We start from the raw sequence: 20,769 nt of genomic DNA on the forward strand, positions 1-20,769 counted from the left end.
TTCCTTGAACTCAGCAGGGGGCGGCCTTGACCGGACGCGAGCGCGTGGCGAAGGTCCTCGAGGACCGCCGCTTCCAGAACTTCATCATCGCCGTGATCGTCTTCAACGCGACCACGCTCGGCATGGAGACGTCGACGTCGCTGATGGACGGGTTCGGCGGGCTCCTGCACACCCTCGACCACATCGCGCTCGGCATCTTCGTCGCCGAGCTGCTCGCGAAGTTCTACGCCTACCGCGGCGCGTTCTTCCGCGACAACTGGAACGTCTTCGACCTGCTGGTCGTCGGCATCGCGGTGATCCCGGCGACCGGGCCGTTCGCCGTGCTGCGGTCGCTGCGCGTGCTCCGGGTGCTGCGGCTGATCTCGGTCGTGCCGTCGATGCGCAAGGTCGTCTCCGGGCTGCTCGCGGCGATCCCCGGCATGGCGTCGATCGCCGCGCTGCTCGCGCTGATCATCTTCGTCGCCGGCGTGATGGCGACCAAGCTGTTCGGCGTGATCTCGCCGGAGAACTTCGGCGACCTCGGGACTTCGCTGTTCACGCTGTTCCAGGTGATGACCGGCGAAGCGTGGCCGGACATCGCGAAGGAGATCATGGTCCAGGCACCGATGGCCTGGATCTTCTTCGTCGTCTACATCCTGGTGTCGAGCTTCGCGGTGCTGAACCTCTTCATCGCCGTGGTCGTCAGCGGCATGGAGGACGAGCTGCGCCAGGACATCCGCGAGGAAGAGGCGAAGCAGGCCGCGACGCAGGCCGAGGCCAACCGCGAGATCCTCGAAGAGCTCCGCGCCGTGCGCGCGGAGCTCGCCGAGCTGCGGCGGGAACAGGCCGCTTAGCGGAACGCGGCGACGTTTCGAGCGGCCCAGTCGGCGAACGAGCGCGGAGCCCGGCCGAGCACCCGCTCGACGTCCGGGCTGACGCGCAGCTCGGCCGGGCTCGGCGAGCCGAGGATGTCCAGGGTGTCGTCGGCGAGCTCGCCCGGCATGCTCCGGGTCATGCCGGCCTTGGCCTCGGCGCGGGTGAGCTCGTGGAACCGCACGGGCGAGCCCAGTGCGTCGGCGATGGCCTCGGCCTGCCCGCGCGGCGTGATCACCGCCGGTCCGGTCAGCTCGTAGACCTCGCCGGTGTGCCGGTCGTCCAGCAGGCAGGCCGCGGCGACCTCGGCGATGTCCGCCGGGTCGATCACCGGCACCCCGGTGTCCCCGAAGGGCGCGGCGACGACCCGCCGGGTGCGGACGGATTCGGCCCACCACAGGGCGTTGGAGGCGAAGCCACCCGGCCGCAGGATGGTCCAGTCCGCGCCGGACGCCCGCACCACGTCCTCCAGGGCGCGCATCGCGACCCTCGTCGTGCCGAAGGGCCTGGTCGCCACGCCCAGCGTCGACAGCAGGACGACCCGGCGAACCCCGGCGGCCGTGGCGCGGGCGACGACGTCGGCCGGATCGGCGCCGACGGCGTGCAGGTCGCCGGACAGCAGCAGGAACAACGCCTTCGCCCCGGCCAGCGCCGGTTCCAGGCCGGCGGGCTCGGCCAGGTCGGCCACCACGTGGCGGACGCCGTCCGGCACCTCCGCGGCGTGCCGCGACACCGCCGTCACCTGCTGCCCGGCCTCGGCCAGCGCCTCCGTCAACGGCCGGCCCACGTTCCCGGTAGCCCCGGTCACCACGATCATGTCCTGCTCCTTCGTCCGATGTCTTCGGTGCTCGGGACGCTAGGAGCCGGGCTAACTTTTGGTAAGGACATACCTCCGGGTAAGCTCCCTACGTGACCGGAGGCGCGCAGATCACCCAGGGCGAAGCCCAGCCGCGGTATGAGGTGTTTCACACCGAGTGCGCCGCGCGGGAAGTGGTCGACCACGTCACCAGCCGGTGGGGAATCTGGGTGCTGATCTCCTTGCAGAGCAACGACCTCAGGTTCTTCGAGCTGCGTGAGAGCATCGAAGGCATCAGCGAAAAGATGCTCGCCCAGTCCCTGCGGGCCCTGGTCGAGGACGGCCTGATCTGGCGGCGGGTCGAGCCGACCACGCCGCCTCAGGTCACCTACGGGCTGACGGACTTCGGCCGGGACGTCGGCGAGCCGCTGGGCGAGCTCTTCGACCGGATCACCCGGCGGCTGCCGCCCCCTGCTTAGCGGTCTTCGTCGGCGATCAGGGCTTCGAGCGCCGGGAGCGCCGCCGTCAGGGCTTCGCGGTGCTCCGGGGACAGCCGATCCAGCCGCCGGTTCAGCTCCTGCACCCGCGTCGACCGGACGCCGGACACCAGCCGCTCGCCCTCTTCGGTCGCCTTCGCCAGCCACGCGCGGCGATCGACCGGGTCGGACTCGCGGCTGACGTATCCCGCTTCGACCAGGGACGCGATGATCCGCGACATGGTCGCCGCGGCGACGCCCTCCTTCGCGGCGAGGTCGCCGAGGCGCAGCTGACCGGAGATGACCAGCGTCGCGAGGGCCGAGATGGCGCCGTGGCCCGGGCCGGGCACGCCTGCCTGCCGCAGTGACCGGGACAGCCTGCCGACGGCGAGGTACAACCTGCCCGAGACGTCCTGGACGGAGGTGCTGGTCACGGCTGGCTCCTTCTGCCTCACGCGCGCGCGGGTGCGCCGGAAAGTGCCGACAACCTTACGGGTTCGCGGTGCACGTTCGGCGTGAAGGCACCCGGGTTCACCGGGGTGGACTCGACGCCTGAGCCCAGAACCGCTGCGGCACGCGCCCCGCGCTCCGGGCCAGGTGACCGGCGACCACCCCCGCCCGCATCGCCGCGGCCATCCGTTCCGGGTCCGCCGCCCGGGTGACGGCGGTGGACAGCAGGACGGCGTCGCAGCCCAGCTCCATCGCCAGCGTCGCGTCGGACGCCGTGCCGATTCCGGCGTCCAGGATCACCGGCACGCCCGCCCGCGAAACGATCAGCTCGATGTTGTGCGGATTCCGGATCCCGAGGCCGGTGCCGATCGGCGCGCCCAGCGGCATCACGGCGGCGCACCCGGCCTCCTCGAGGCGCAGCGCGAGCACCGGGTCGTCGTTCGTGTAGGCGAACACGGTGAAGCCGTCGGCGGCCAGCCGTTCGGCCGCGTCGAGGGTTTCGAACGGGTCCGGGAGCAGCGTCCGGTCGTCGGCGTGCACCTCGAGCTTGATGAGATCGGTACCGAGCGCCTCGCGCGCCAGCTGCGCGGTGAGCACGGCTTCGGCGGCCGTGCGGCAGCCCGCGGTGTTCGGCAGCAGCTCGATCCCGAGCCTTCTCAGGAGTTCGAGGACGCCGGAGCCGCCTTCGGCGTCGGCGCGGCGCATGGCGACGGTGGTCAGCTCGGTACCCGACGCGACCAGCGCGCGTTCGAGCACGGCGAGGTTCGCCGCGCCGCCGGTGCCGATGATCAGCCGGGACGTCAGCTTGGCGGTGCCGATGACCAGCGGTTCTTCGTCCATTTCAGCCTCCCTGGACCGCGGTGAGCACGTCGAGCACCGCGCCCTTCGGCACGGCGGTGGCCGTCCAGTCGCTCCGGCGGACGACGACGCCGTCGACCGCGACGGCGATGCCGGGGCGCTGCCCGCCGGACGCGTCGAGGACGTCGGCGACGGTCGCGCCGTCCGGGAACTCCGTCCACTTCCCGTTGAGCTTGATCTCCATCAGACGTGCTCCTTCTGGTGCAAACGGGCGGGTGAAGCCGCTTCGACGCCTTCGGGCGGCTTCTCGCCCTCGAGCCAGGCGACCACGGCGTCCGCGGTCACGGGGGCCATCAGCAGGCCGTTGCGGTGGTGCCCGGTGGCGGCGAAGACGCCGTCGTCCAGGACCCCGATGTAGGGCAGCACGTCCCGGCTGCCGGCCCGCAGGCCCGCCGCGGTCTCGACGAGCTCGTACTCGGTGATCGCGGGGAAAACGCGTTCGGCGCCCTCGATCAGCTCGCGGACGCCGCGCGCGGTGACGGCCCGGTCGAACCCCGCCTCGTACTGCGTCGCGCCGAGGACGAGCTCCTGGTCACCGCGCGGGACGAGGTAGATCGGCCGGCCCTCGACGACGGCCCGGACGGTGCGCGTCGGCGGCGGCAGGCAGCCGCGGCGGGGTTTCAGGCGCAGGATTTCGCCTTTGAGCGGGCGGACGGCGTCGGCGAGCTGCGGGTGCAGCCGGCCGGTCCAGGCGCCGGCGGCGAGCACGACGGCGTCGGCGTCCGGAGTTCTTTGCACCCGCTCGCGGACGAACCGGACGTCGCGCTTCTGGCATGCCGCATAGAGCGAGTGGAGGAGTTTCCGGTTGTCCACGGCCAGGTCGCCGGGTACGTGGAGTCCACTTCGGACGGAACCGACGCCGGGTTCGAGCCGCTTGGTCTCCCGGCCGGTCAGCCGTTCGGCCGCGCGGCCGAGCGAGTGCAGGTGCCCGGCGAGGATGTCGAGGTGACCGGCGTCGGCGCTGTCGAACGCGACGACGAGCGTCCCGTGCTCGGCCAGGCCGGGGTCGACGCCGTCCCGCGCGAGGTCGCTCGCGAAACCGGGCCAGCGCCTGAGCGACTCCTCGCCGAGGGTGAGGACGTCCTCTTCGCCGGGCCAGGCCTCGGTGACCGGGGCGAGCATGCCGCCGGCCAGCCAGGACGCGCCACCGCGGACGGGTTCGGGGTCGTAGAGGGTGACTTCACGGCCGGTGCGCGCCGCTCGCCAGGCGGCGGACAGGCCGATGACGCCGCCACCGACGACGGCCAGGGTGTTCGTCATGGGAATCACGCTCCCTGCGCCGGCATGACCCGGATCAGGTTCCACGGTCGGAGCGGCAGCTCCCTCTCAGCCCGTGCCTCGGGCTCCCGTGCGGACTCGTCCACCCTAGCTCGCCGGGTACGGTCGCCGCTATGCCCGCCCTTTCCGGTGACAAGATCCGCGCCCGCCTCGACAGCGCGCGCCTGTACCTGTGCACGGACGCCCGCACCACCCGCGGCGACCTGGCTTCCTTCGCCGACGCGGCCCTGGCCGGCGGCGTCGACATCATCCAGCTGCGCGACAAGACCGGGGCGCTGGAGGCCGCGGGGGAGATCGCGGCGCTGGAGGTGCTGGCGGAGGCGTGCGCCCGGCACGGCGCGTTGCTGTCGGTGAACGACCGGGCGGACGTCGCCCTGGCGGTGGGCGCGGACGTGCTCCACCTGGGTCAGGACGACATCCCGGTACCGCTGGCCCGGCGAATCCTCGGCGACGATGTCGTGATCGGCCGCTCGACGCACTCGGTTCCGCAGGCTTCGGCCGCCGCTTCGGAGCCCGGGGTGGATTACTTCTGCACGGGCCCGTGCTGGCCGACACCGACGAAGCCCGGGCGCTCGGCGCCGGGGTTGGACCTGGTCCGCGCGACGGCGGCGGCCGCGCCCGAGCGCCCGTGGTTCGCGATCGGCGGCATCGACGGCCCGCGGCTCCCGGAAGTGCTGGAGGCGGGAGCGTCGCGGATCGTGGTGGTCCGCGCGATCACCGAGGCCGAGGACCCCGAAGCCGCGGCTCGCGAACTGCGCGCCCGCCTCCCCTGACCTCTACGGCGTCGGGGTGGTCGCCGCGCCCTGGCTGGTTGCCGGGGCTGACGTCGTCGGCTGCTGGGACGTCGTGCTCGGGGTTGTCGGCGTTGTCGTCGGGGACTCCGTCGACGTCGTCGGCGGGGTGGTCTCCGTCGTCGTCGACGACGTGCTCGGAGTCGGTGAGTCCTGCGTGTCGTTCGTCGACGTCGAAGGCGTGGTCGACGGCGTCGTGTCCGGGTGCCCGCCGCCGCCGAAGATCTTGCCGATGCCCGAACCCGTGCCGCCGCCGATCTGGGTGCCCGTCGCCGACTCGAAGCCCACTATCGCCAGGATCGCCACCGCGAACGCCGCCACGCTCGTGCCGATGATCAACGGCCAGCGCAGCTTCCGCAGCCGCGACGGCTCCTCTTCGGGCGGCCCTTCCAAGCCTTCTTCGGGCCGGGGCAGCCGGACTGTCGGCTGTTCGGCCAGCGCCACCTCGGAACCGGTTCCACGACGGCGGATCCCCGACGTCGCCAGCTGCCGGGCCTTCGCCGCCGCCGCGCGCGTGCGCTGCAGCGACCGCAGGTAGATCTCGCCGCCGACCGTCGTGATCACGCTCGCCACGCCCGCGCCGACGACGGTCCCCGCCACGCCGAGCGTCGATCCCAGCAGTGCCGCCGTCACCGCCGCCAGTGCCGCTGCCATCACCTGCGCGATCCGCAGGCCTGACTTCTCTTCCGTCTCTTCGGAAGCCGCTACGTTCTCCTTGCTCATGATCCCGATCCGCTAGAAAGTCTTCTCCCCGTTCCCAACGTGTAAGGCGCGCGAAGCACTCCCCACGTTGCCGGAGGGTGAGGAGCGCCACTCCGAGTGTCCACAATAGACACTCCAGATCAAACATTTTCTTGACATACTCGGCACATGGAACTGGTGACGATCTCTGACATCGAGGCCGCGGCGAAGCGCGTCCAAGGTGTCGCCGTGCACACGCCCCTGCTGCTCCAGACGTGGGACCCCCGCGGAACCCTGTGGCTCAAACCCGAAAGCCTGCAACCGGTCGGCGCGTTCAAGGTGCGCGGCGCGTTCAACGCGATCGGCTCCCTCGACGACGAAGCGCGCGAACGCGGCGTCATCGCCTACTCGAGCGGCAACCACGCGCAAGCGGTCGCCTACGCCGCGCAGCAGTACGGCGTGCCCGCGGTGATCGTCGTGCCGGACGTCGCGCCGCGGATCAAGGTCGAGGCCACCCGCGGCTACGGCGCCGAGGTGATCGAGGTGCCGATCGGCGAGCACGAGGGGAAAGCGCACGAACTGGCCGCCGAACGCGGGCTGACCCTCGTCCCGCCCTACGACGACGCGGCCATCATCGCCGGGCAGGGCACGGCCGGCCTCGAGATCGCCGAAGACCTCCCCGACGTCGAGGTCGTGCTGGTGCCGGTCAGCGGCGGCGGGCTGGCCTCCGGCGTCGGCACCGCGATCAAGGCCCGCGCGCCGCACGCGAAGGTGATCGGCGTCGAGCCCGCGCTGGCCGGCGACACCACCGAGGGCCTGCGCCTGGGCCGCCAGGTCGACTGGCCCCAGGCCGACCGCGCCCGCACGATCGCCGACGGCCTGCGCGCGCAGCCGTCCGAGCTGACCTTCGCGCACCTCAAGGAGGTCGTCGACGCGATGGTGACGGTCACCGAGGACGAGATCCGCGAGGCCATGCGCACGCTCGCCCGCAAGGCCCGGCTGGTCGCCGAGCCCAGCGGCGCGGTGACGACGGCGGCGTACCTGTTCCACGCGGGCGAGCTGCCGGCCGGCCGCACGGTGGCGATCGTCTCCGGCGGCAACGCCGACCCGGCACTGTTCGCCGAGATCCTCGCGGGCTAGGAACCGGCGACCGGGGTCCCGCCGCCGCGGATGTGCGTCGGCGGGCCCTCGACGCCGCAGTGGAAGCACTCGCCCAGGTGCGGGGCCTCGTCCGCGGCCGGGGGCGGCGGAGTCGGCGGCGCGAGGACCCCGTTGTGGATGCCCAGCGCGATCAGCCCGCCCGCGATCGCCAGCACCGCGCAGATGACCAGCGCCATCCGCCAGCCCGCGGTGAGCGCCACCGGGTCGGCGTACGCCTCGCCGGTCAGCCCGGCCGCCGCGGGCAGCACTGCCACGGCCAAGAGCCCACCGGACCGCGCGATGGCGTTGTTCACCCCGGACGCGACGCCGGCGAAGCGGTCCGGGGCCGCGGCGAGCACCGTCGCGGTCACCGGGGCCACCACCGTCGCCAGGCCGAGCCCGAACACCACGACCGCCGGCAGCACCGCGCCGAGGTAGGACGCGCCGGGCGCGATGCGCAGCATCAGCAGCATCCCGACGCCGACGACGATCGGGCCGACGACCAGCTGCGCCCGCGGCCCGATGCGCTGGGCCAGCGCGCCCGACCGGCCGGACAGCAGCAGCATGATCACCGTGAGCGGCAGCCCGGCCAGGCCGGACGCCGTCGGCGAGTAGTGCAGTGAGACCTGCAGCTGCATGACCAGCAGCATCATCACGCCGCCGAGCGCCGCGTACATGGCGAAGGTCAGCGCGTTGGCCAGGGTGAACGTCCGGTCGCGGAACAGCGACGGCGGCACCAGCGGCTCGCGCGAGCGGTGCTGGACGACGACGAACGCGGTCAGCCCCGCGATCCCCAGCAGGCCCGCGACCAGCACGATCGGGTCGCCGATGCCGCGGGCCGGCGCCTCCACCAGGGCGCCGGTGACCCCGGCGAGACCGATGGCGCCGAGCGCGGCGGCACCGAAGTCCGGGTGCCCGGTCGCCTCCGGGTCGCGGGACTCGGGGACGTACTTGCGGGCCATCAGCACGACGACGAGCGCGATCGGGACGTTGATCAGGAACGCGAGCCGCCACGACCAGACCTGGACGAGGAAGCCGCCGAGCAGCGGTCCGGCGGCCGCCGCGATGCCGCCGAGGCCGGACCACGCGCCGATCGCGCGGGCGCGGGCGTCGTGCGCGAAGGACGACTGGAGGATCGCGAGCGACCCCGGCGTCAGCAGCGCGCCGCCGATGCCCTGCAGGATCCGCATCGCGACCAGCATCTCGGTGGACACGGCGGCGGCGCACAGCCCGGAGGCGACGCCGAACCAGACGACGCCGATGAGGTACACGCGGCGCCGGCCGTACCGGTCGCCGAGCGAGCCGGCGACCAGGATGAGCGCGGCGAGCGCCAGCAGGTAGCCGTCGAGGATCCACTGGAGCCCGGCGACGGAGGCGTTCAGCTCGGTGCCGATGCGGGGCAGGGCGACGTTGACGATGGTGCCGTCGAGCATCGCCATGCCCGATCCGAGGATGGTGGTGGCGAGCACGCCGCGGGCGGCGTGCGTCCCCCATCGGATCCCGGTGTCTTCGGTGGCAGTCACCCCGTCACTTCACCGTGCGGAGTAACCACCGTCAACACCGGGTCACGGCAGCAGCGTCGTGACGAACTTGTACCGGTCGCCGCGGTAGACCGAGCGGGCGTACTCCACCGGCTTGCCGTCCGTGGCGAACGAGTGCCGGGTCAGCCGGAGCACCGGCATGCCGACGTCCGCGCCGAGCATTTCCGCCTCTTCCGGACCGGCGAGCGACGTCTCGATCGACTCTTCGGCGCGTTCCAGTTCCACTCCGTAGTACTCGCGCAGAACGGCGTACAACGAACCGCCCGCCGAGACGTGCTTGCGCAGCCCGCGGAATCGGCCGGCCGGCAGGTGCGAAGTCTCCAGCGCCATCGGCTGCGAGTCCGCCAGTCGAAGCCGTCGAAGGCGAAGAATTTTCGCACCAGTACGGATTCCGAGCAGTTTCGCGAGGTCGCCCTCGGCCGGGAGCTCCTCGAGCTCCAGCAGCTTCGAAGACGGCTTCAGGCCCTGGCGCCGCATGTCCTCCGTGTACGACGACAACTGCAGCCGCTGCGCGAGCTTCGGTTCGGCCGCGAAGGTGCCTTTGCCCTGCACACGGTGCAGACGGCCCTCCGCCGTGAGGTCGGCCAGCGCCTGGCGCACGGTGGTGCGGGAGACCGTGAACTCCCCGGCGAGCGCGCGTTCGGTCGGGATCGGCGACCCGGGCGGCAGCACGTCCAGGAGGTCGAGGAGGTGCTGTTTCAGCGCCCAGTACTTGGGCTCGCGCTGCCCGCGCATCCCGGCGACGGCGCCCGCCTCGCCCGTGGTGGTGGTCTCCAACATGCCCGACTCCCTATGTCTTCCCTCATTGCGCGCCACGTCCCCGTAAGAAACGTACCCTTTTCCCCAAACGCGCCGCCCCACTAACATTGGTCTAGACCTGACCGACGCCGCCTGAGTCCGGTACATAATGCCGGAGGTGGAGAGGAAAATGATGACCGAACAACGGCCCGGCGAGCACATGGCCGCGGAGATCGACCAGCAACCGGACGTCCTGGCCGGACTGGTGGGGCGTCAGGCGGAAATCGCCGAGGTGGCGGAAAAGATCTCACAACGGCCTCCGCGCTTCGCTTTGCTCGCCGCGCGTGGATCGAGTGACCACGCAGCGTTGTATGCGAAGTACCTGATCGAGGTACTGCTCGGCCTTCCGGCTGGTCTTGTCTCCCCGTCCACGGCGACGCTGTACGGCGCGCGGCCCGATCTGCGGGACGTGCTGTTCGTCACGGTCAGCCAGAGCGGCGGCTCGCCCGACCTGATCGAGGTCACCGAAACGGCGCGCCGCCAGGGCGCGTTGACCGTGTCCGTCACCAACACCCCGGACTCGCCGCTGCGGGCGGCGTCCGAACTCGGCGTCGACATCGGCGCCGGCGTCGAGAAGGCGGTCGCCGCGACCAAGACGTACTCGGCGACGCTGATGGCGCTCTACCTCCTGATCGACGCGGTGCGCGGCGGCAAGGCGGCCGACGCCGAGAAGATCGGCGACCTGGCGCGGCAGACCCTGGACGGTGCCGCCGAGGGCGTCCAGCGCGCGGTCGACCGGTACCGCTTCGTGGACCGGGTCCTCACCACCGGCCGCGGCTACTCCTACGCCACCGCGCTGGAGGGCTCGCTCAAGCTCGCGGAGACCAGCTACCTGGCCGCCCGCGCGTACAGCGGCGCGGACCTGCTGCACGGTCCGGTCGCGGCGGTGGACGGCGAGACGGCCGTGCTCGCGGTCACCAGCAAGGGGCAGGGCGGGCTGGCGATGCACGAGGTCCTCGAGGCCGTCGGCAAGCGCGGCGCGGACGTCCTCGCGGTCGGCTCGGCCGCCTCGGAGGTGCCGGCGGCACTGCGCATCGACGTCGCCCCGACGGCCGAGGAGCTGGCGCCGATCCTGGAGATCCTGCCGATCCAGCGGATCGCGCTCGGCCTGTCGCTCGCCCGCGGCGGCGACCCGGACAGCCCGCGCGGCCTGCTGAAGGTGACCAAGACGAGGTGAGCTACGCGATCGGCGTCGACGCCGGCGGAACGTCGACCAGGGCCGCACTGGTCGACGCCGCCGGCGCGGTGCTGGGCACCGGGCGCGGCGAAGGCGCCAACCCCAACGCGCACGCACCCGAGGTCGCCGCGGGCCGGATCGCCGACGCGATCACCGCGGCACTGGGCACGCGCGATCCGGGCGGCGTGCGCGCGTCCGTCGTCGGCATGGCCGGGGTCAGCAAGCTCAGCGACGTGCGCGTGGCGGCGGTGTTCGACGCGGCCTGGGCACGGATAGGGCTCACCGGCGTGCGGGTCGTGGCCGACGCCGAAGTGGCGTACGCGTCCGCGACGTCGGCTCCCGACGGGACCGTGCTCGTGGCCGGCACCGGTTCCATCGCGGGCCGGATCCGCAAGCGCCGGCTGGCCGGCACCGCGGGCGGCTACGGCTGGCTGCTCGGCGACGAAGGGTCCGCGTTCTGGCTCGGCCGCGAAGCCGTCCGATCCACTTTGGAGGCTCTCGGGCGCGGCCTGCCCCTCGACGGCTTGCCCTCGGCGGTGCTCGCCGCCGCACTCGGACCGTCCGGTTTGGACGTCCGGACGGACGCGGAGCGGCTCGCGGCGTCGCGCGCGTTGATCACGACGGCCAACGCCGAGGCGCCGGTCCGGCTCGCCCGGTTCGCCCCTCTGGTGAGCGCGGCACACGACGCCGGCGAGCCCGGCGCGCGCGAAATCGTCACCCGGGCGGCTGAACTTCTGGTCGCGAACGCCCTCGCCGCGCGCGAACCCGGCGAATCGACCCCGGTCGTGCTCGTGGGTTCGGTGCTCACCGGAACCAGCCCGGTCGGCGCTCTCGTGCGCCGCGGACTGGCCGGGCTCGAGGTGCTGACCAGCTCCGATGGGGTGCTCGGGGCGGCCTGGCTCGCGGCCGTGGACGCCTTCGGCGAAGGGGTGGTTAGACCAGTATTTCCCTAAAAAATTGAGTAAAACGCGACGCGAAGACGTCAAAACGTCGACTGAACCCCCGTCGGCCGGGTAACGTAGTCAGTGGCCCCCGGACCCTCCCCCCTCGCCGGGGGCCGCCTTATGTCCCGGGTACGTCGTCCGGGCCGGTTTCCGGGGCCAAGCGCAAACCGGGGTGTTCCGGGGGCAACGCCCGGTAGAGCACCCAGCCGCTCACCGCGACGGTCAGCGCGACCAGCGGCCACGACAGCACCGTGCGGGCCACGCCGAGCGCGATCACCTGGCCGGACCACCACAGCAGGCCGTAGACGACCACCCGCAGCACGTACTGGCCGAACACCCACACCCAGCTGGCGCGCGAGTACGCCTTCAGCAGCACGGGGTCACGGCGCCAGCGCGTCTTCTGGCCGAGCACCAGGCCGACGACGACGCCGAGCAGCGGCCAGCGGATCACGATGCTGGCCGCCCAGAGCAGCGCGCTGGCCACATTGGACATCAGCTGCAGCAGGAAGAAGTCCTGGGCGCGGCCGGTGTGCAGGGCGATCAGCGCGGCCGCGACGACGGCGGCCAGGCTGACGACGAGCGCGCGGATCTTCCCGCCGCGGACCATCCGGTAGACCCCGAGGACCACGGCGACCGCGATGGCGACGCCGGCGCCCCAGGCGATGGACTGCCCGGCCGCGAGCCAGCCGACGACGAAGCCGGCGGGCGGGATGCTGGCGTCGAGCGCGCCCCGGCGCCCACCGAGGATCTGCGCGAGCGACTCACGGGGTTCTGCGGACACGTGTCCAGCGTGCCGGATCCTGCCCGGGAGGCTGCAAGCAGGGAGATTTTCGCCACAAGACTCTGGTGATTGCCTTCGAGTGTGCGGTCTCACGGCATGCGATCGGTGAAAACTACGTAATAGAGAGGCGGAGAAGGCCGACAAGATAAGACACTGTTACCGCAGACTGAACACCGGAGGGGCCCGGATGGTTAGTTGTGGTGTACAACTACATGTCGGGGAGTCGGTCGCAGGACGGGAAGGGGACCCAACGTGTACGGATTCGACAGCTATGTGGCGATCGGGGACAGCTTCACCGAGGGGCTCAACGACGCACTGCCGGACGGCTCGTTCCGCGGCTGGGCCGACCGGCTGGCGGAGATCCTGGCGGGCGGCAGGCCCGACTTCCGCTACGCGAACCTGTCGCTGCGGGGCAAGATGCTCGACGAGATCATGGACGAGCAGCTCCCGATCGCGCTGGAACTGAAGCCCGACCTGGTCACGCTGTGCGCGGGCGGCAACGACATCATCGTCCCGGGGGCGGACGTGGACGCGGTGGCGGAGCGCTTCGAGGAGGGCGTCGCGAAGCTGCGAGCGGCCCGGATCCCGGTGCTCATCTTCAACGGCCCGGACACGAAGGCGCTGTCCGTGATGTCGGTTCTGCGCGGCAAGGTGGGGATCTACAACACCCACCTGTGGGCGATCGCGGAGCGCCACGGCGCCCGCATGGTGGACCTGTGGACGATGGCGCCGCTGCACGACCGCCGCGCGTGGAGCGACGACCGGCTGCACTTCTCCCCGGACGCCCACCGGCGGATCGCGTTGAAGTCGGCGGAGGTCCTGGGGGTCCCGGTCGAGGGCGACTGGCGCGAGCCGTGGCCTTCGGAGGCGGTCCCGAGCCGCTGGATCGACTCGCGGCGCTCGGATTTGACGTGGACGAAGGTGCACCTGCTGCCGTGGATCCGGCGGCAGCTGCGCGGGGAGTCGATGGGGGACGGGTTGTCGCCCAAGCGGCCCCAGCTGGCGCCGTTCGTCCCGATGGACGTGCTCGAGGTGCCGGACAACGCCCAGGCCCGGCAGCAGGCCAGCTGAGTTCGCGCGCCGGTCGTGGGTGAGAAACCCGGTTCCGCACCCACGACCGCCCGTGCTCGGCCGATCACGACCCGGCCGGTTGTCCACATGTCGACTCGCCTGGGGACAACTTGTGGACGAGCACCCTTCCCCGGCTCGCCAACCCGCCTCACCCGGCTTACAGTCCCCTTATGTCCGGTGGTCGTCGCTGGATCCTCGTGGTCCCGATCGCGGTGCTGGTCACCGCGCTGCTGGCGGGGGTCGTCACCTGGGCCCAGGGCGCGAACATCCAGCGTGACCTCACCTCCGACGCCCAAGCCGCGCTCGCCAGGGCCGGGCTCGGCAAAGGCACCGTCACCTTCGACGGCCGGGACGCCACCCTCAGCGGCTTCGCCCCCGACCAAGCCCTCAGGGCCCTCGAGATCGTCCAGAACGTCGATGGCGTCCGGGAGGCCCAGCTGCACGGCGACGTCACCCCTGTGGCCCCGAGCGCACCGCCGCCGACGACGACCAGCGCGCCCCCGCCGACCAGCAGCCCGCCGCCGACCACCAGCGCCACCGCTCCGCCCCCGCCCACCGACAAGGCCGGCGTACAAGCCGAGATCGACCGGATGCTCGCCGAGGCGCCGATCACCTTCGTGCCGGACACCGCCCGGCTCACCCCCGAAGGCGAACAGGCCGCCCGCGCCGTCGCGGTGGCCCTCGCCAAGTCGCCCGGCACCTTCCGGTACCGCGTCACCGGCCACGCCGCCCGCGGGTCCGGCAGCGCGAGCGGCGCGCTGAAGCTTTCCCGGGACCGCGCCAGGGCCGTCACGCGGATCCTCACCACCAACGGGCTGACCGCCAAGCGCGTGACCTACCGGGGGCTGGGCGACACCCGGCCCACCACCGGCGGCGACGAGGACCGACGCGTCGACATCACAGTCGTTTGAGGGGTGAGTGAGCAGATGGTGTGGCTGTTCGGGCAGATCTGGCTGTGGCTGGTCATCGCCTTCGCCCTCGGTGCGCTCACCTCGTGGCTCGTCCTGCGCACCGCGCAGCGCCCCCGGCACCAGCCCCACCCCGAGCCCCGGCCCGAACCCGAGCCCGAGTTCGCGGAAGACGACCGCTACGAGCCCTCGGCGGCCGAGCAGACGCAGTTCATCCCCGCGGCCTGGATGCAGCCCGGGACCGAGCGGCCCGAAAGCGTCCACGACGACGAAGAACCCGAACCCGCCGGCCACCGCGAAGGCCATCTCCCGTTGCCGCCGCAGCGCGGGGCACAGGCCGAGGACTGGCCCACCGAAGAGGAACCCGCTTGGCCGGAGGCCGACGAGGTCACCCCGCAGTGGCCGCACCAGCCTGGGCGCGGTGGCTGACACCCATCCTGGTAAGTTCGGCTACGCACTGTGAGCGAGGCCGGAGGAGGGGTGGCGTGGCGCTCCCCCATTGGACGGCGCAGCAGGTCCTGCCGCCGGGCCGCCACGCCTGCGACCTCGCCGACGTCTACGAACGCCTGGTCTTCGACGCCCCGCACCAGAACGAGCGCGAGATCCTCTTCAGCGCGCTCAACAGCTACCTCGGCGTGGCCCGCCGGATCATGCCGTCCGGCCGCGCGTGGATCGGCGGCGAGCTCGTCACGCGCACCGCGCACCCGCCGCGCGGCCTCGACGTCGTGCTCATCCCGGACGAGTGGGGCGCGCTGAAGCGGCTCGACGGCGAAGGCCGGTCGGCGCTGTACGGCCTGCTGACCCTGCGCGGCGTGATCGTCGGGCAGCCCGCGATGTACCTCGACCAGGTCCAGCCGGTCGGCGGCATGCTGGACGGCTTCCTGTGCCGTCCCGGCGACGAAGACGTCTGGGCCGAGGTCTGGGCCGAAGGCGGCAGGGGCTACCCGGAGATGATCTGGTGAGGAACGAGTTCCGGCGCATCGCCGACGAGATCCCCGGCGGCACGTGGCTCGACGACCTCGCGCGCGCCTCGGCGATGGCGGCGAACGCCAAGTTCGAGCGGACCTCCCGGTCGCCGCTGCTGCACGTCTCGGTGATCGGCGAGCAGAGCATCGACGCGTACACCTTCTCCGACATCAGCCGCGCACTGCAGGACGCGACGGCCAAGATCGGGCACATCATCCGGAACCCGTCCGGCGAGGTCACGATCGTCCAGCAGGCCGACCGCGACAAGGCGCCGCTGATCCAGCGCGGCCAGGCGGGCAACGCGATCTTCTTCGGCTTCCCCGAGCTCGAGTCGGTCGACGACGCGCTGATCGTCGACGGCATCGAGACGCTGTCCGAGCGGGCCGTCAAGGAGCTGTGCGACTTCCTGCCGGCGAACGGCTCGGACGACGGCGCGCTCGACGCCGTGCTGCTGCAGCGCGACACCGTCCGCAACGCCGTGAGCGACATCGTCAACGCCGTCGCGAAGAACGCCGGCATCGGCATGGCGCTGACGCCGACCTCGGGCGAGCAGGTCACCCGCAGCATGACGACCGAGCAGGCGCGGATCCTGCAGGGCAGCCTCCGGGAGTCGCGCGAGGCCGTCGGCTACGAGACGGTGCGGGGGCGGCTCGACGGCGTCCGCACCCGCCGCCGGATCTTCTACCTCGACCGCGAGTCGGGCGGGACGATCCAGGGCGCGGTGGCCGAGGACCTGCTCGACGAGATCAAGGAGAACCTCGACCGCCCGGTGACCGCCCGGCTGCGCGTCGTGCGGACGACGACGATCGACGGCCGCCGCGGCCGGCCGGTCTTCGAGCTCCTCGAAATCACCCCCGAAGTGAGCCTTTTCGACTGATAAGTCCGATATCCGACTTTCGCCGTCGGCGACGGTACCGACACTCGTCGTAGGCTTCACGGCGGTATCCCGGGGTTCGTCCGGTATTTACGATACCGGCCGTGAGGTCGGGAAACCGGCCGTAGAACAGTGGGAACTCCGATATTCTTCCCATTGATCACCGGGCCACACCCTGCGCGCGTTGTCAGGAAATACCGATACTCGGCGCAAAGCGGTGGGACAATGACTTTTTCCAGAATGTAACAATTTCGCTCGGGGGCACTCTTATGGGTTAACGTCGTCGCACTCCCACCCGAAGGGGTCCGCATGATGACCGACCCGCAGTACCCGCCGCCGACCACCGCGCGCCACGGCAGGCCCGCGCCACCGGTGACGGCCACGGAGCGTCGTCAAGCCAACGCGAAGCCCGGACGGAACATCCTCGCGATAGTCGGCCTGCTGTTCGGCCTGGCCGCCCTGGTCGTCACGTTCGTCCCGGACATCGAGTTCGTCGCATGGCCGCTGGCCGGAATCGGGCTGGTACTGGCGGTCACCGGGCTCGTCCAGGTCAAGAAGGGTACGGCGGGCGACCGCGGGCTGGCGATCACCGCGACCGTGGTCTCGGTCGCCGCGCTGCTCACGACGGCGGGGATGCTGCTGTACTCGACCTTCCTCAGCGGCGGCGAGTCCGGGCTGCACATGCCCGCGGTGGCCGGCGACAAGCACTCCGTGTCGTTCCAGGTGACCTCGAGCGGCGGCGCGACCGTGCGTTACGGCAGCCTGTCCGACCAGCGGACGGAAAACTCGCCGGCCAGCACCGACGCGTGGCAGGGCGGGGCGTCCTACAACAATGGCTCGTACCTTTTGACGCTCACCGCGGACACCCGCAATGCGCAGCTCAGCAACGAAATCAGCTGCGCCATTCTGGTCGACGGCAAGAAGGTCGCGGAAAACAGCGGGACGACCATCGCGCTCTGCACGGCGAACGTAGGCTGAGCTGCGGTTTTCCCGGAGCCTGGCGACCGGCCGGCCTGACCCCCAAGTCGGCCGGCCGGGCCGCCACGAGCCGCTCCTGGCGGCTCCCGGCCCCGGCGGGGTTTCCCCGCACGGGGCCCGGCACCGGCGTCTCAGCCTGCCCCTCCCCTAGGGCTCAGCCGGCACCGCCGAACCTACGCGGACGCCGCCCGGAGGCACTAAGAATCCACTAAGGATTCACCGCCGGAGCCGGGGTCGTGATCCATTCGCAACCGGAATTCTCGCCATGAATGCGGATCACCGCCGAAAAGTTGTCGCGCGAAATCCTCACTGCAGTTCGCCGAGCTCGGTCCGCACCTCACCGACCAGCTTCGGATGCACCCGCTCGTAAATACGCACCGACAACGCCAACTGCTCCCGCGCGCTCCCGAGATCACCAGGCGCACCGGCCGAGTCCGGTCAGCGGCAAGTCGCTCCACCGACCACGCACCCACCGAAGCTACCCAGCGCCACCATCACTGCAGTTCGCCGAGCTCCGCCCGCACCTCACCGACCAGCTTCGGATGCACCCGCTCGTAAATACGCACCGACAACGCCAACTGCTCCCGCGCGCTGTCGAGGTCACCCCGCGCCCGCAGCACCCGGCCCAGCGTCAGCCGCAGGCCGCCCTCGCGGGCCGCGAACTCGCGGCTGATCGCCAGGTCGATCGCCTCCCAGACGTACCTCTCCGCCGCCGCCAGGTCGCCGGCGCGGAGGCTGAGCTCGGCCAGCTTGTCCAGCGAGACGACCACGCGGTCGTCGTCCCCGAGGGCTCGGTCGATCGCCAGGCCCGCGAGCTGGTGGGCGATCGCGTCGGGCAGGCGGCCAGCTCGCTTCTCCGCCTGCGCGCAGCTGCTGAGCGCCTGGCCGCGCAGCGTCACGTCCGGGGCCTGCGCGATCGCCCGCGTCAGCCGCTCGATGGCCTTCTCGTGCTCGCCGCGCCGGCTCAGGGCGCGGCCGAGGTTCAGGTCGGCCGCCGTGCTCAGCGCCGCGTCCGGCACGCGCGCGGACAGCTCCCGCGCCCGCTCGGCGTCGGCCAGGCCGGCGCCCGGCAGCTCGAACGTCAGCGCGATCTCGCACCGCGCGAGCCGCAGCCAGCACTGCCCGGCGACGTCGCCCGCGGCTTCGGCGGCGGCGACGCCGAGGTCGGCCATCCGCGTCCACTCGTCCAGCAGCGGGCACGCGACGCGGTAGGTGTGGCCCAGCAGCGCCAGCCGCCAGACGTCGTCGTGGCGGCCCGCGGCGTACGCGGCGTCCAGCGCCGCGAGCAGGTTCGGCCACTCGGTCGCGAACCAGTCCTGCGCCTCGGCGAAGCCGGTCAGCGGCGGCATCGCCTCGTCGGCGAGCACGCCGGTGAAGTCGAGCGGGTCGACGACGTGGGCCAGCCGGCGCCGCGCCCGGTCGGCCACCACCTGGTAGTAGCGGACCGTCCAGCCGATCGCCTCGTCGCGTTCCTTCTCGTCGAGCTCCTGCTCCGCGAGCTCCCGCAGGTAGAGCCAGACGAGGTCGTGCGGGGCGAAGACGTCCCGGGCGGTCTCGGCGATCAGGTTGTGCGCGGCCAGCGCGCGCAGCCGCCGCCGGGCCTCGACGACCGGGATCTGCGCCACCGCGGCCATCAGGTGCGGCCCGACCATCACCCCGGGCACCGCGCCGAGCTGCAGGAACGTCTCGGCGATCTCGCCGGGCAGGCCGCGGAACGAGACGTCGAAGGCGGCGCGTACACCCTCTTCGGCGCCGTCGATCTGCAACCCGGCCAGCCGGGTGCGCTCGTTGCCGAGCTCGTCGACCAGCTCTTCGGCGGTGCGCTGGGCACTCGCCGACAGCCGCGCACCCGCGATCCGCAGCGCCAGCGGGAGGTAGCCGCAGAGCCGCGCGAGCGCGGGGTTGAGCTCGGCCGGGCCGGCGAGCTCCTCGATGAGCCGGACGGCGTCGTCCGGCGCGAGCGTGCCGAGCACGCGCTGCTTGGCCGCGTTCGACACGGCCAGCCCGTCGAGGCGCGACCGGCTGGTCACCACGGTCATCGTCCGCGCGCTCGGCGGCAGCAGCGGGCGCACCTGCTCGGCCGTGCGGGCGTCGTCGAGCAGCACGAGCATCCGGCGCCCGGCGATCAGCGACCGGTACAGCGCGACGCGCTCGTGCAGCAGCTCCGGGATCTTCGCGGTCTCGACGCCGAGGCCGAGCAGGAACTGCGTCAGCAGCTCGGCGGGCTCCAGCGGCGGGTGGTGCGGGTCGAAGCCGCGCAGCGACGCGAACAGGACGCCGTCGGGGAACCGCCGCGCGACCCGGTGCGCCCACCACACGACCAGGGAGCTCTTGCCGACCCCGGCGGTCCCGGTGACGATCGCGATCGTCGTTTCGCCGGCCTCGGCGCGGGTGACCAGGCTGTCGAGCCAGGCCAGCTCGCCGGCGCGCCCGGCCAGGCTCGGCACCGCGGCGGGCAGCTGCGAGATCGGCTTGCCCGGCTCCTCGGCCGCGGCAGGGACGACGGAGGTGCGCACCGGGAGGTCGTCGTTGAGCACGCGCTCGTGCAGCCACCGCAGCTCGGCGCCGGGTTCGACGCCCAGGGTGCGGAGGGTGGCGCGCGAGACGGTCCGGTACAGCTCGAGCGCGTCCCCGCGGCGCCCCGCGTGGTACAGCGCCCGCATGAGCTGGCCGGCGGTCCGCTCGGCGAGGGGATCGGCGCGGACGATCGGGCTCAGCTCGACGATCAGCTCCGCGTGCCGGCCGAGGTCGAGGTCGGCGTCGACGCGGGCGCCGTGCACGGCGAGGCGCAGGTCCTCCAGCTCCGGCGCCTGCAGCGAGTCGGGCACGCCGCCCAGCGCCGGGCCCTGCCAGAGCGCGAGCGCCTCGGCCAGCAGCCCGGCGGCGACCTCCGGGGTGGCGAGCGACGCGCGGTCCAGCAGGGTGTGCGCCCGGTGGACGTCGATCCGGTCGGGCTCGACGGCCAGGCGGTAGCCCGGCGGGGTGGTCAGGATGCTGGGCCCGTCGATGTCCCGGAGGATCCGCCGCAGGTGGGAGACGTTGCCGTGGACGATGGTCCGGGCGGTCGCGGGTGGGTCGTGGCCCCAGAGGGCGTCGATGATCTCGTCGAGCCCGACGACCTTGCCGGGCTTGAGCGCGAGCAGGGCGAGCAGGCCGCGGACGCCGGGGCCGCCGATCGGGACGGCGGTCTCGCCGTCGAAGAGCTGGACGGGCCCGAGCAGCTGGAACCGGCATTCGGCCATGCTCGCGCCCACCTCCCCGGGGTCTCCCGCGCCGCGAAAATCAACCTACCGTGGTGACGGGTTGTTGAACGGGGCCGGTACCAGGAGTTTTGGCCCCCCTGCGGATTCCGCAGCGCCGAGCGGGACGGGGTGCGACATCCATGGGCCGAGCGTCACCCGGATGTGAC

Annotated in this window: 22 protein-coding genes and 1 riboswitch; of the genes, 12 read left to right on the forward strand and 10 right to left on the reverse strand. The window is 72.2% G+C overall.

Going from position 1 to position 20,769, the window contains the following annotated elements; genetic code table 11:
* Window positions 1–26: 26 nt before the first annotated feature.
* Window positions 27–833 carry an ion transporter gene (locus tag QSK39_RS07680; protein WP_285476922.1) on the forward strand — a complete coding sequence of 269 codons (807 nt, stop codon included), beginning with the start codon at window positions 27–29 and terminating at the stop codon, window positions 831–833.
* Here QSK39_RS07680 and QSK39_RS07685 read toward each other — a convergent pair.
* Complete coding sequence (locus QSK39_RS07685) at window positions 830–1,669, reverse strand: SDR family oxidoreductase (protein ID WP_285476923.1); 840 nt, start codon at window positions 1,667–1,669, stop codon at window positions 830–832. The genes QSK39_RS07680 and QSK39_RS07685 overlap by 4 nt on opposite strands.
* 92 nt (window positions 1,670–1,761) lie before the next feature.
* Between QSK39_RS07685 and QSK39_RS07690 the strand changes: the two genes are divergently transcribed.
* Window positions 1,762–2,127, forward strand: a complete 366-nt coding sequence (locus QSK39_RS07690; RefSeq protein WP_285476924.1) for a winged helix-turn-helix transcriptional regulator — start codon at window positions 1,762–1,764, stop codon at window positions 2,125–2,127.
* Here the strand turns inward: QSK39_RS07690 and QSK39_RS07695 are convergent.
* The 4 genes from QSK39_RS07695 to thiO all read right to left on the reverse strand — a co-directional run bounded on the left by QSK39_RS07695 (window position 2,124) and on the right by thiO (window position 4,692).
* Entirely contained in the window at window positions 2,124–2,558 is a 435-nt protein-coding gene (locus QSK39_RS07695) for a MarR family winged helix-turn-helix transcriptional regulator (protein ID WP_285476925.1), read from the reverse strand. The two genes, QSK39_RS07690 and QSK39_RS07695, sit on opposite strands and share 4 nt — an antisense overlap.
* Before the next feature lie 97 nt (window positions 2,559–2,655).
* Window positions 2,656–3,414 carry a thiazole synthase gene (locus QSK39_RS07700; RefSeq protein ID WP_285476926.1) on the reverse strand — a complete coding sequence of 253 codons (759 nt, stop codon included), beginning with the start codon at window positions 3,412–3,414 and terminating at the stop codon, window positions 2,656–2,658.
* Window position 3,415: 1 nt separating this feature from the next.
* Window positions 3,416–3,616: a sulfur carrier protein ThiS gene (gene thiS / locus QSK39_RS07705; RefSeq protein ID WP_285476927.1), complete on the reverse strand. Its 201-nt coding sequence runs from the start codon at window positions 3,614–3,616 to the stop codon at window positions 3,416–3,418.
* Window positions 3,616–4,692: a glycine oxidase ThiO gene (gene thiO, locus QSK39_RS07710; RefSeq protein ID WP_285476928.1), complete on the reverse strand. Its 1,077-nt coding sequence runs from the start codon at window positions 4,690–4,692 to the stop codon at window positions 3,616–3,618. Before thiO ends, thiS begins: the two co-directional genes overlap by 1 nt.
* Window positions 4,687–4,792: riboswitch (TPP riboswitch) on the reverse strand. Its footprint overlaps the gene before it by 6 nt.
* A 31-nt stretch (window positions 4,793–4,823) precedes the next feature.
* On the opposite strand from thiO, the gene thiE reads away from it, so the two are divergent.
* The gene (gene thiE / locus QSK39_RS07715) at window positions 4,824–5,483 is read left to right on the forward strand and encodes a thiamine phosphate synthase (protein ID WP_285476929.1); all 660 of its coding nucleotides are present in this window, start codon (window positions 4,824–4,826) and stop codon (window positions 5,481–5,483) included.
* Window positions 5,484–5,486: 3 nt separating this feature from the next.
* Here the strand turns inward: thiE and QSK39_RS07720 are convergent, their stop codons facing one another.
* Complete coding sequence (locus tag QSK39_RS07720) at window positions 5,487–6,224, reverse strand: hypothetical protein (protein ID WP_285476930.1); 738 nt, start codon at window positions 6,222–6,224, stop codon at window positions 5,487–5,489.
* 147 nt (window positions 6,225–6,371) lie between these two features.
* On the opposite strand from QSK39_RS07720, the gene QSK39_RS07725 reads away from it, so the two are divergent.
* Window positions 6,372–7,322, forward strand: a complete 951-nt coding sequence (locus QSK39_RS07725; RefSeq protein ID WP_285476931.1) for a threonine ammonia-lyase — start codon at window positions 6,372–6,374, stop codon at window positions 7,320–7,322.
* On the opposite strand, the gene QSK39_RS07730 is transcribed toward QSK39_RS07725, so the two are convergent.
* Both QSK39_RS07730 and QSK39_RS07735 read right to left on the reverse strand, forming a co-directional pair.
* Window positions 7,319–8,845, reverse strand: coding sequence for an MFS transporter (locus QSK39_RS07730; RefSeq protein WP_285476932.1), 1,527 nt, complete (start codon window positions 8,843–8,845; stop codon window positions 7,319–7,321). The two genes, QSK39_RS07725 and QSK39_RS07730, sit on opposite strands and share 4 nt — an antisense overlap.
* A gap of 42 nt (window positions 8,846–8,887) precedes the next feature.
* On the reverse strand, window positions 8,888–9,643 hold the full coding sequence (locus tag QSK39_RS07735) for a GntR family transcriptional regulator (RefSeq protein ID WP_285476933.1): 756 nt from the start codon (window positions 9,641–9,643) through the stop codon (window positions 8,888–8,890).
* Window positions 9,644–9,791: 148 nt separating this feature from the next.
* On the opposite strand from QSK39_RS07735, the gene QSK39_RS07740 reads away from it, so the two are divergent.
* Both QSK39_RS07740 and QSK39_RS07745 read left to right on the forward strand, forming a co-directional pair.
* A complete protein-coding gene (locus QSK39_RS07740) occupies window positions 9,792–10,838 on the forward strand; it encodes an SIS domain-containing protein (protein WP_285476934.1) in 1,047 nt (348 codons plus the stop codon).
* Window positions 10,835–11,791, forward strand: a complete 957-nt coding sequence (locus QSK39_RS07745; protein ID WP_285476935.1) for an N-acetylglucosamine kinase — start codon at window positions 10,835–10,837, stop codon at window positions 11,789–11,791. The genes QSK39_RS07740 and QSK39_RS07745 overlap by 4 nt, the downstream gene beginning before the upstream one ends.
* 109 nt (window positions 11,792–11,900) lie before the next feature.
* Here QSK39_RS07745 and QSK39_RS07750 read toward each other — a convergent pair whose 3' ends face one another.
* The gene (locus tag QSK39_RS07750; protein WP_285476936.1) at window positions 11,901–12,563 is read right to left on the reverse strand and encodes a DUF3159 domain-containing protein; all 663 of its coding nucleotides are present in this window, start codon (window positions 12,561–12,563) and stop codon (window positions 11,901–11,903) included.
* A gap of 252 nt (window positions 12,564–12,815) precedes the next feature.
* Here QSK39_RS07750 and QSK39_RS07755 point away from each other — a divergent pair, with 252 nt between their 5' ends.
* The 6 genes from QSK39_RS07755 (at window position 12,816) to QSK39_RS07780 (ending at window position 17,360) form a co-directional block, all read left to right on the forward strand.
* Window positions 12,816–13,634: an SGNH/GDSL hydrolase family protein gene (locus QSK39_RS07755; protein ID WP_285476937.1), complete on the forward strand. Its 819-nt coding sequence runs from the start codon at window positions 12,816–12,818 to the stop codon at window positions 13,632–13,634.
* Window positions 13,635–13,804: 170 nt separating this feature from the next.
* Window positions 13,805–14,545, forward strand: a complete 741-nt coding sequence (locus tag QSK39_RS07760) for an OmpA family protein (protein ID WP_285476938.1) — start codon at window positions 13,805–13,807, stop codon at window positions 14,543–14,545.
* Window positions 14,546–14,548: 3 nt separating this feature from the next.
* Window positions 14,549–14,971 (forward strand): hypothetical protein, encoded by a 423-nt coding sequence (locus QSK39_RS07765; RefSeq protein WP_285476939.1) that lies wholly within the window; start codon window positions 14,549–14,551, stop codon window positions 14,969–14,971.
* A gap of 56 nt (window positions 14,972–15,027) precedes the next feature.
* Entirely contained in the window at window positions 15,028–15,504 is a 477-nt protein-coding gene (locus QSK39_RS07770; protein ID WP_284746893.1) for a DUF6932 family protein, read from the forward strand.
* Complete coding sequence (locus QSK39_RS07775) at window positions 15,501–16,385, forward strand: hypothetical protein (RefSeq protein WP_285476940.1); 885 nt, start codon at window positions 15,501–15,503, stop codon at window positions 16,383–16,385. Before QSK39_RS07770 ends, QSK39_RS07775 begins: the two co-directional genes overlap by 4 nt.
* Before the next feature lie 306 nt (window positions 16,386–16,691).
* Entirely contained in the window at window positions 16,692–17,360 is a 669-nt protein-coding gene (locus QSK39_RS07780) for a DUF4190 domain-containing protein (protein WP_285476941.1), read from the forward strand.
* A 494-nt stretch (window positions 17,361–17,854) separates the two neighbouring features.
* On the opposite strand, the gene QSK39_RS07785 is transcribed toward QSK39_RS07780, so the two are convergent.
* A complete protein-coding gene (locus tag QSK39_RS07785; RefSeq protein WP_285476942.1) occupies window positions 17,855–20,602 on the reverse strand; it encodes an AfsR/SARP family transcriptional regulator in 2,748 nt (915 codons plus the stop codon).
* Between the last annotated feature and the right edge of the window lie 167 nt (window positions 20,603–20,769).

Source organism: Amycolatopsis sp. NBRC 101858 (assembly GCF_030269325.1).
GTDB lineage: Bacteria > Actinomycetota > Actinomycetes > Mycobacteriales > Pseudonocardiaceae > Amycolatopsis > Amycolatopsis ponsaeliensis.

Bases quoted from the DNA above. Each gene is read 5' to 3' on its own strand.
- QSK39_RS07760 (WP_285476938.1), top strand. From the start codon at position 13,805: ATGTCCGGTGGTCGTCGCTGGATCCTCGTGGTCCCGATCGCGGTGCTG.
- QSK39_RS07725 (WP_285476931.1), top strand. From the start codon at position 6,372: ATGGAACTGGTGACGATCTCTGACATCGAGGCCGCGGCGAAGCGCGTC.
- thiS (WP_285476927.1), bottom strand. From the start codon at position 3,616: ATGGAGATCAAGCTCAACGGGAAGTGGACGGAGTTCCCGGACGGCGCG.
- thiE (WP_285476929.1), top strand. From the start codon at position 4,824: ATGCCCGCCCTTTCCGGTGACAAGATCCGCGCCCGCCTCGACAGCGCG.
- QSK39_RS07785 (WP_285476942.1), bottom strand. From the start codon at position 20,602: ATGGCCGAATGCCGGTTCCAGCTGCTCGGGCCCGTCCAGCTCTTCGAC.
- QSK39_RS07700 (WP_285476926.1), bottom strand. From the start codon at position 3,414: ATGGACGAAGAACCGCTGGTCATCGGCACCGCCAAGCTGACGTCCCGG.
- QSK39_RS07780 (WP_285476941.1), top strand. From the start codon at position 16,692: ATGATGACCGACCCGCAGTACCCGCCGCCGACCACCGCGCGCCACGGC.
- QSK39_RS07720 (WP_285476930.1), bottom strand. From the start codon at position 6,224: ATGAGCAAGGAGAACGTAGCGGCTTCCGAAGAGACGGAAGAGAAGTCA.
- thiO (WP_285476928.1), bottom strand. From the start codon at position 4,692: ATGACGAACACCCTGGCCGTCGTCGGTGGCGGCGTCATCGGCCTGTCC.
- QSK39_RS07740 (WP_285476934.1), top strand. From the start codon at position 9,792: ATGATGACCGAACAACGGCCCGGCGAGCACATGGCCGCGGAGATCGAC.
- QSK39_RS07735 (WP_285476933.1), bottom strand. From the start codon at position 9,643: ATGTTGGAGACCACCACCACGGGCGAGGCGGGCGCCGTCGCCGGGATG.
- QSK39_RS07685 (WP_285476923.1), bottom strand. From the start codon at position 1,669: ATGATCGTGGTGACCGGGGCTACCGGGAACGTGGGCCGGCCGTTGACG.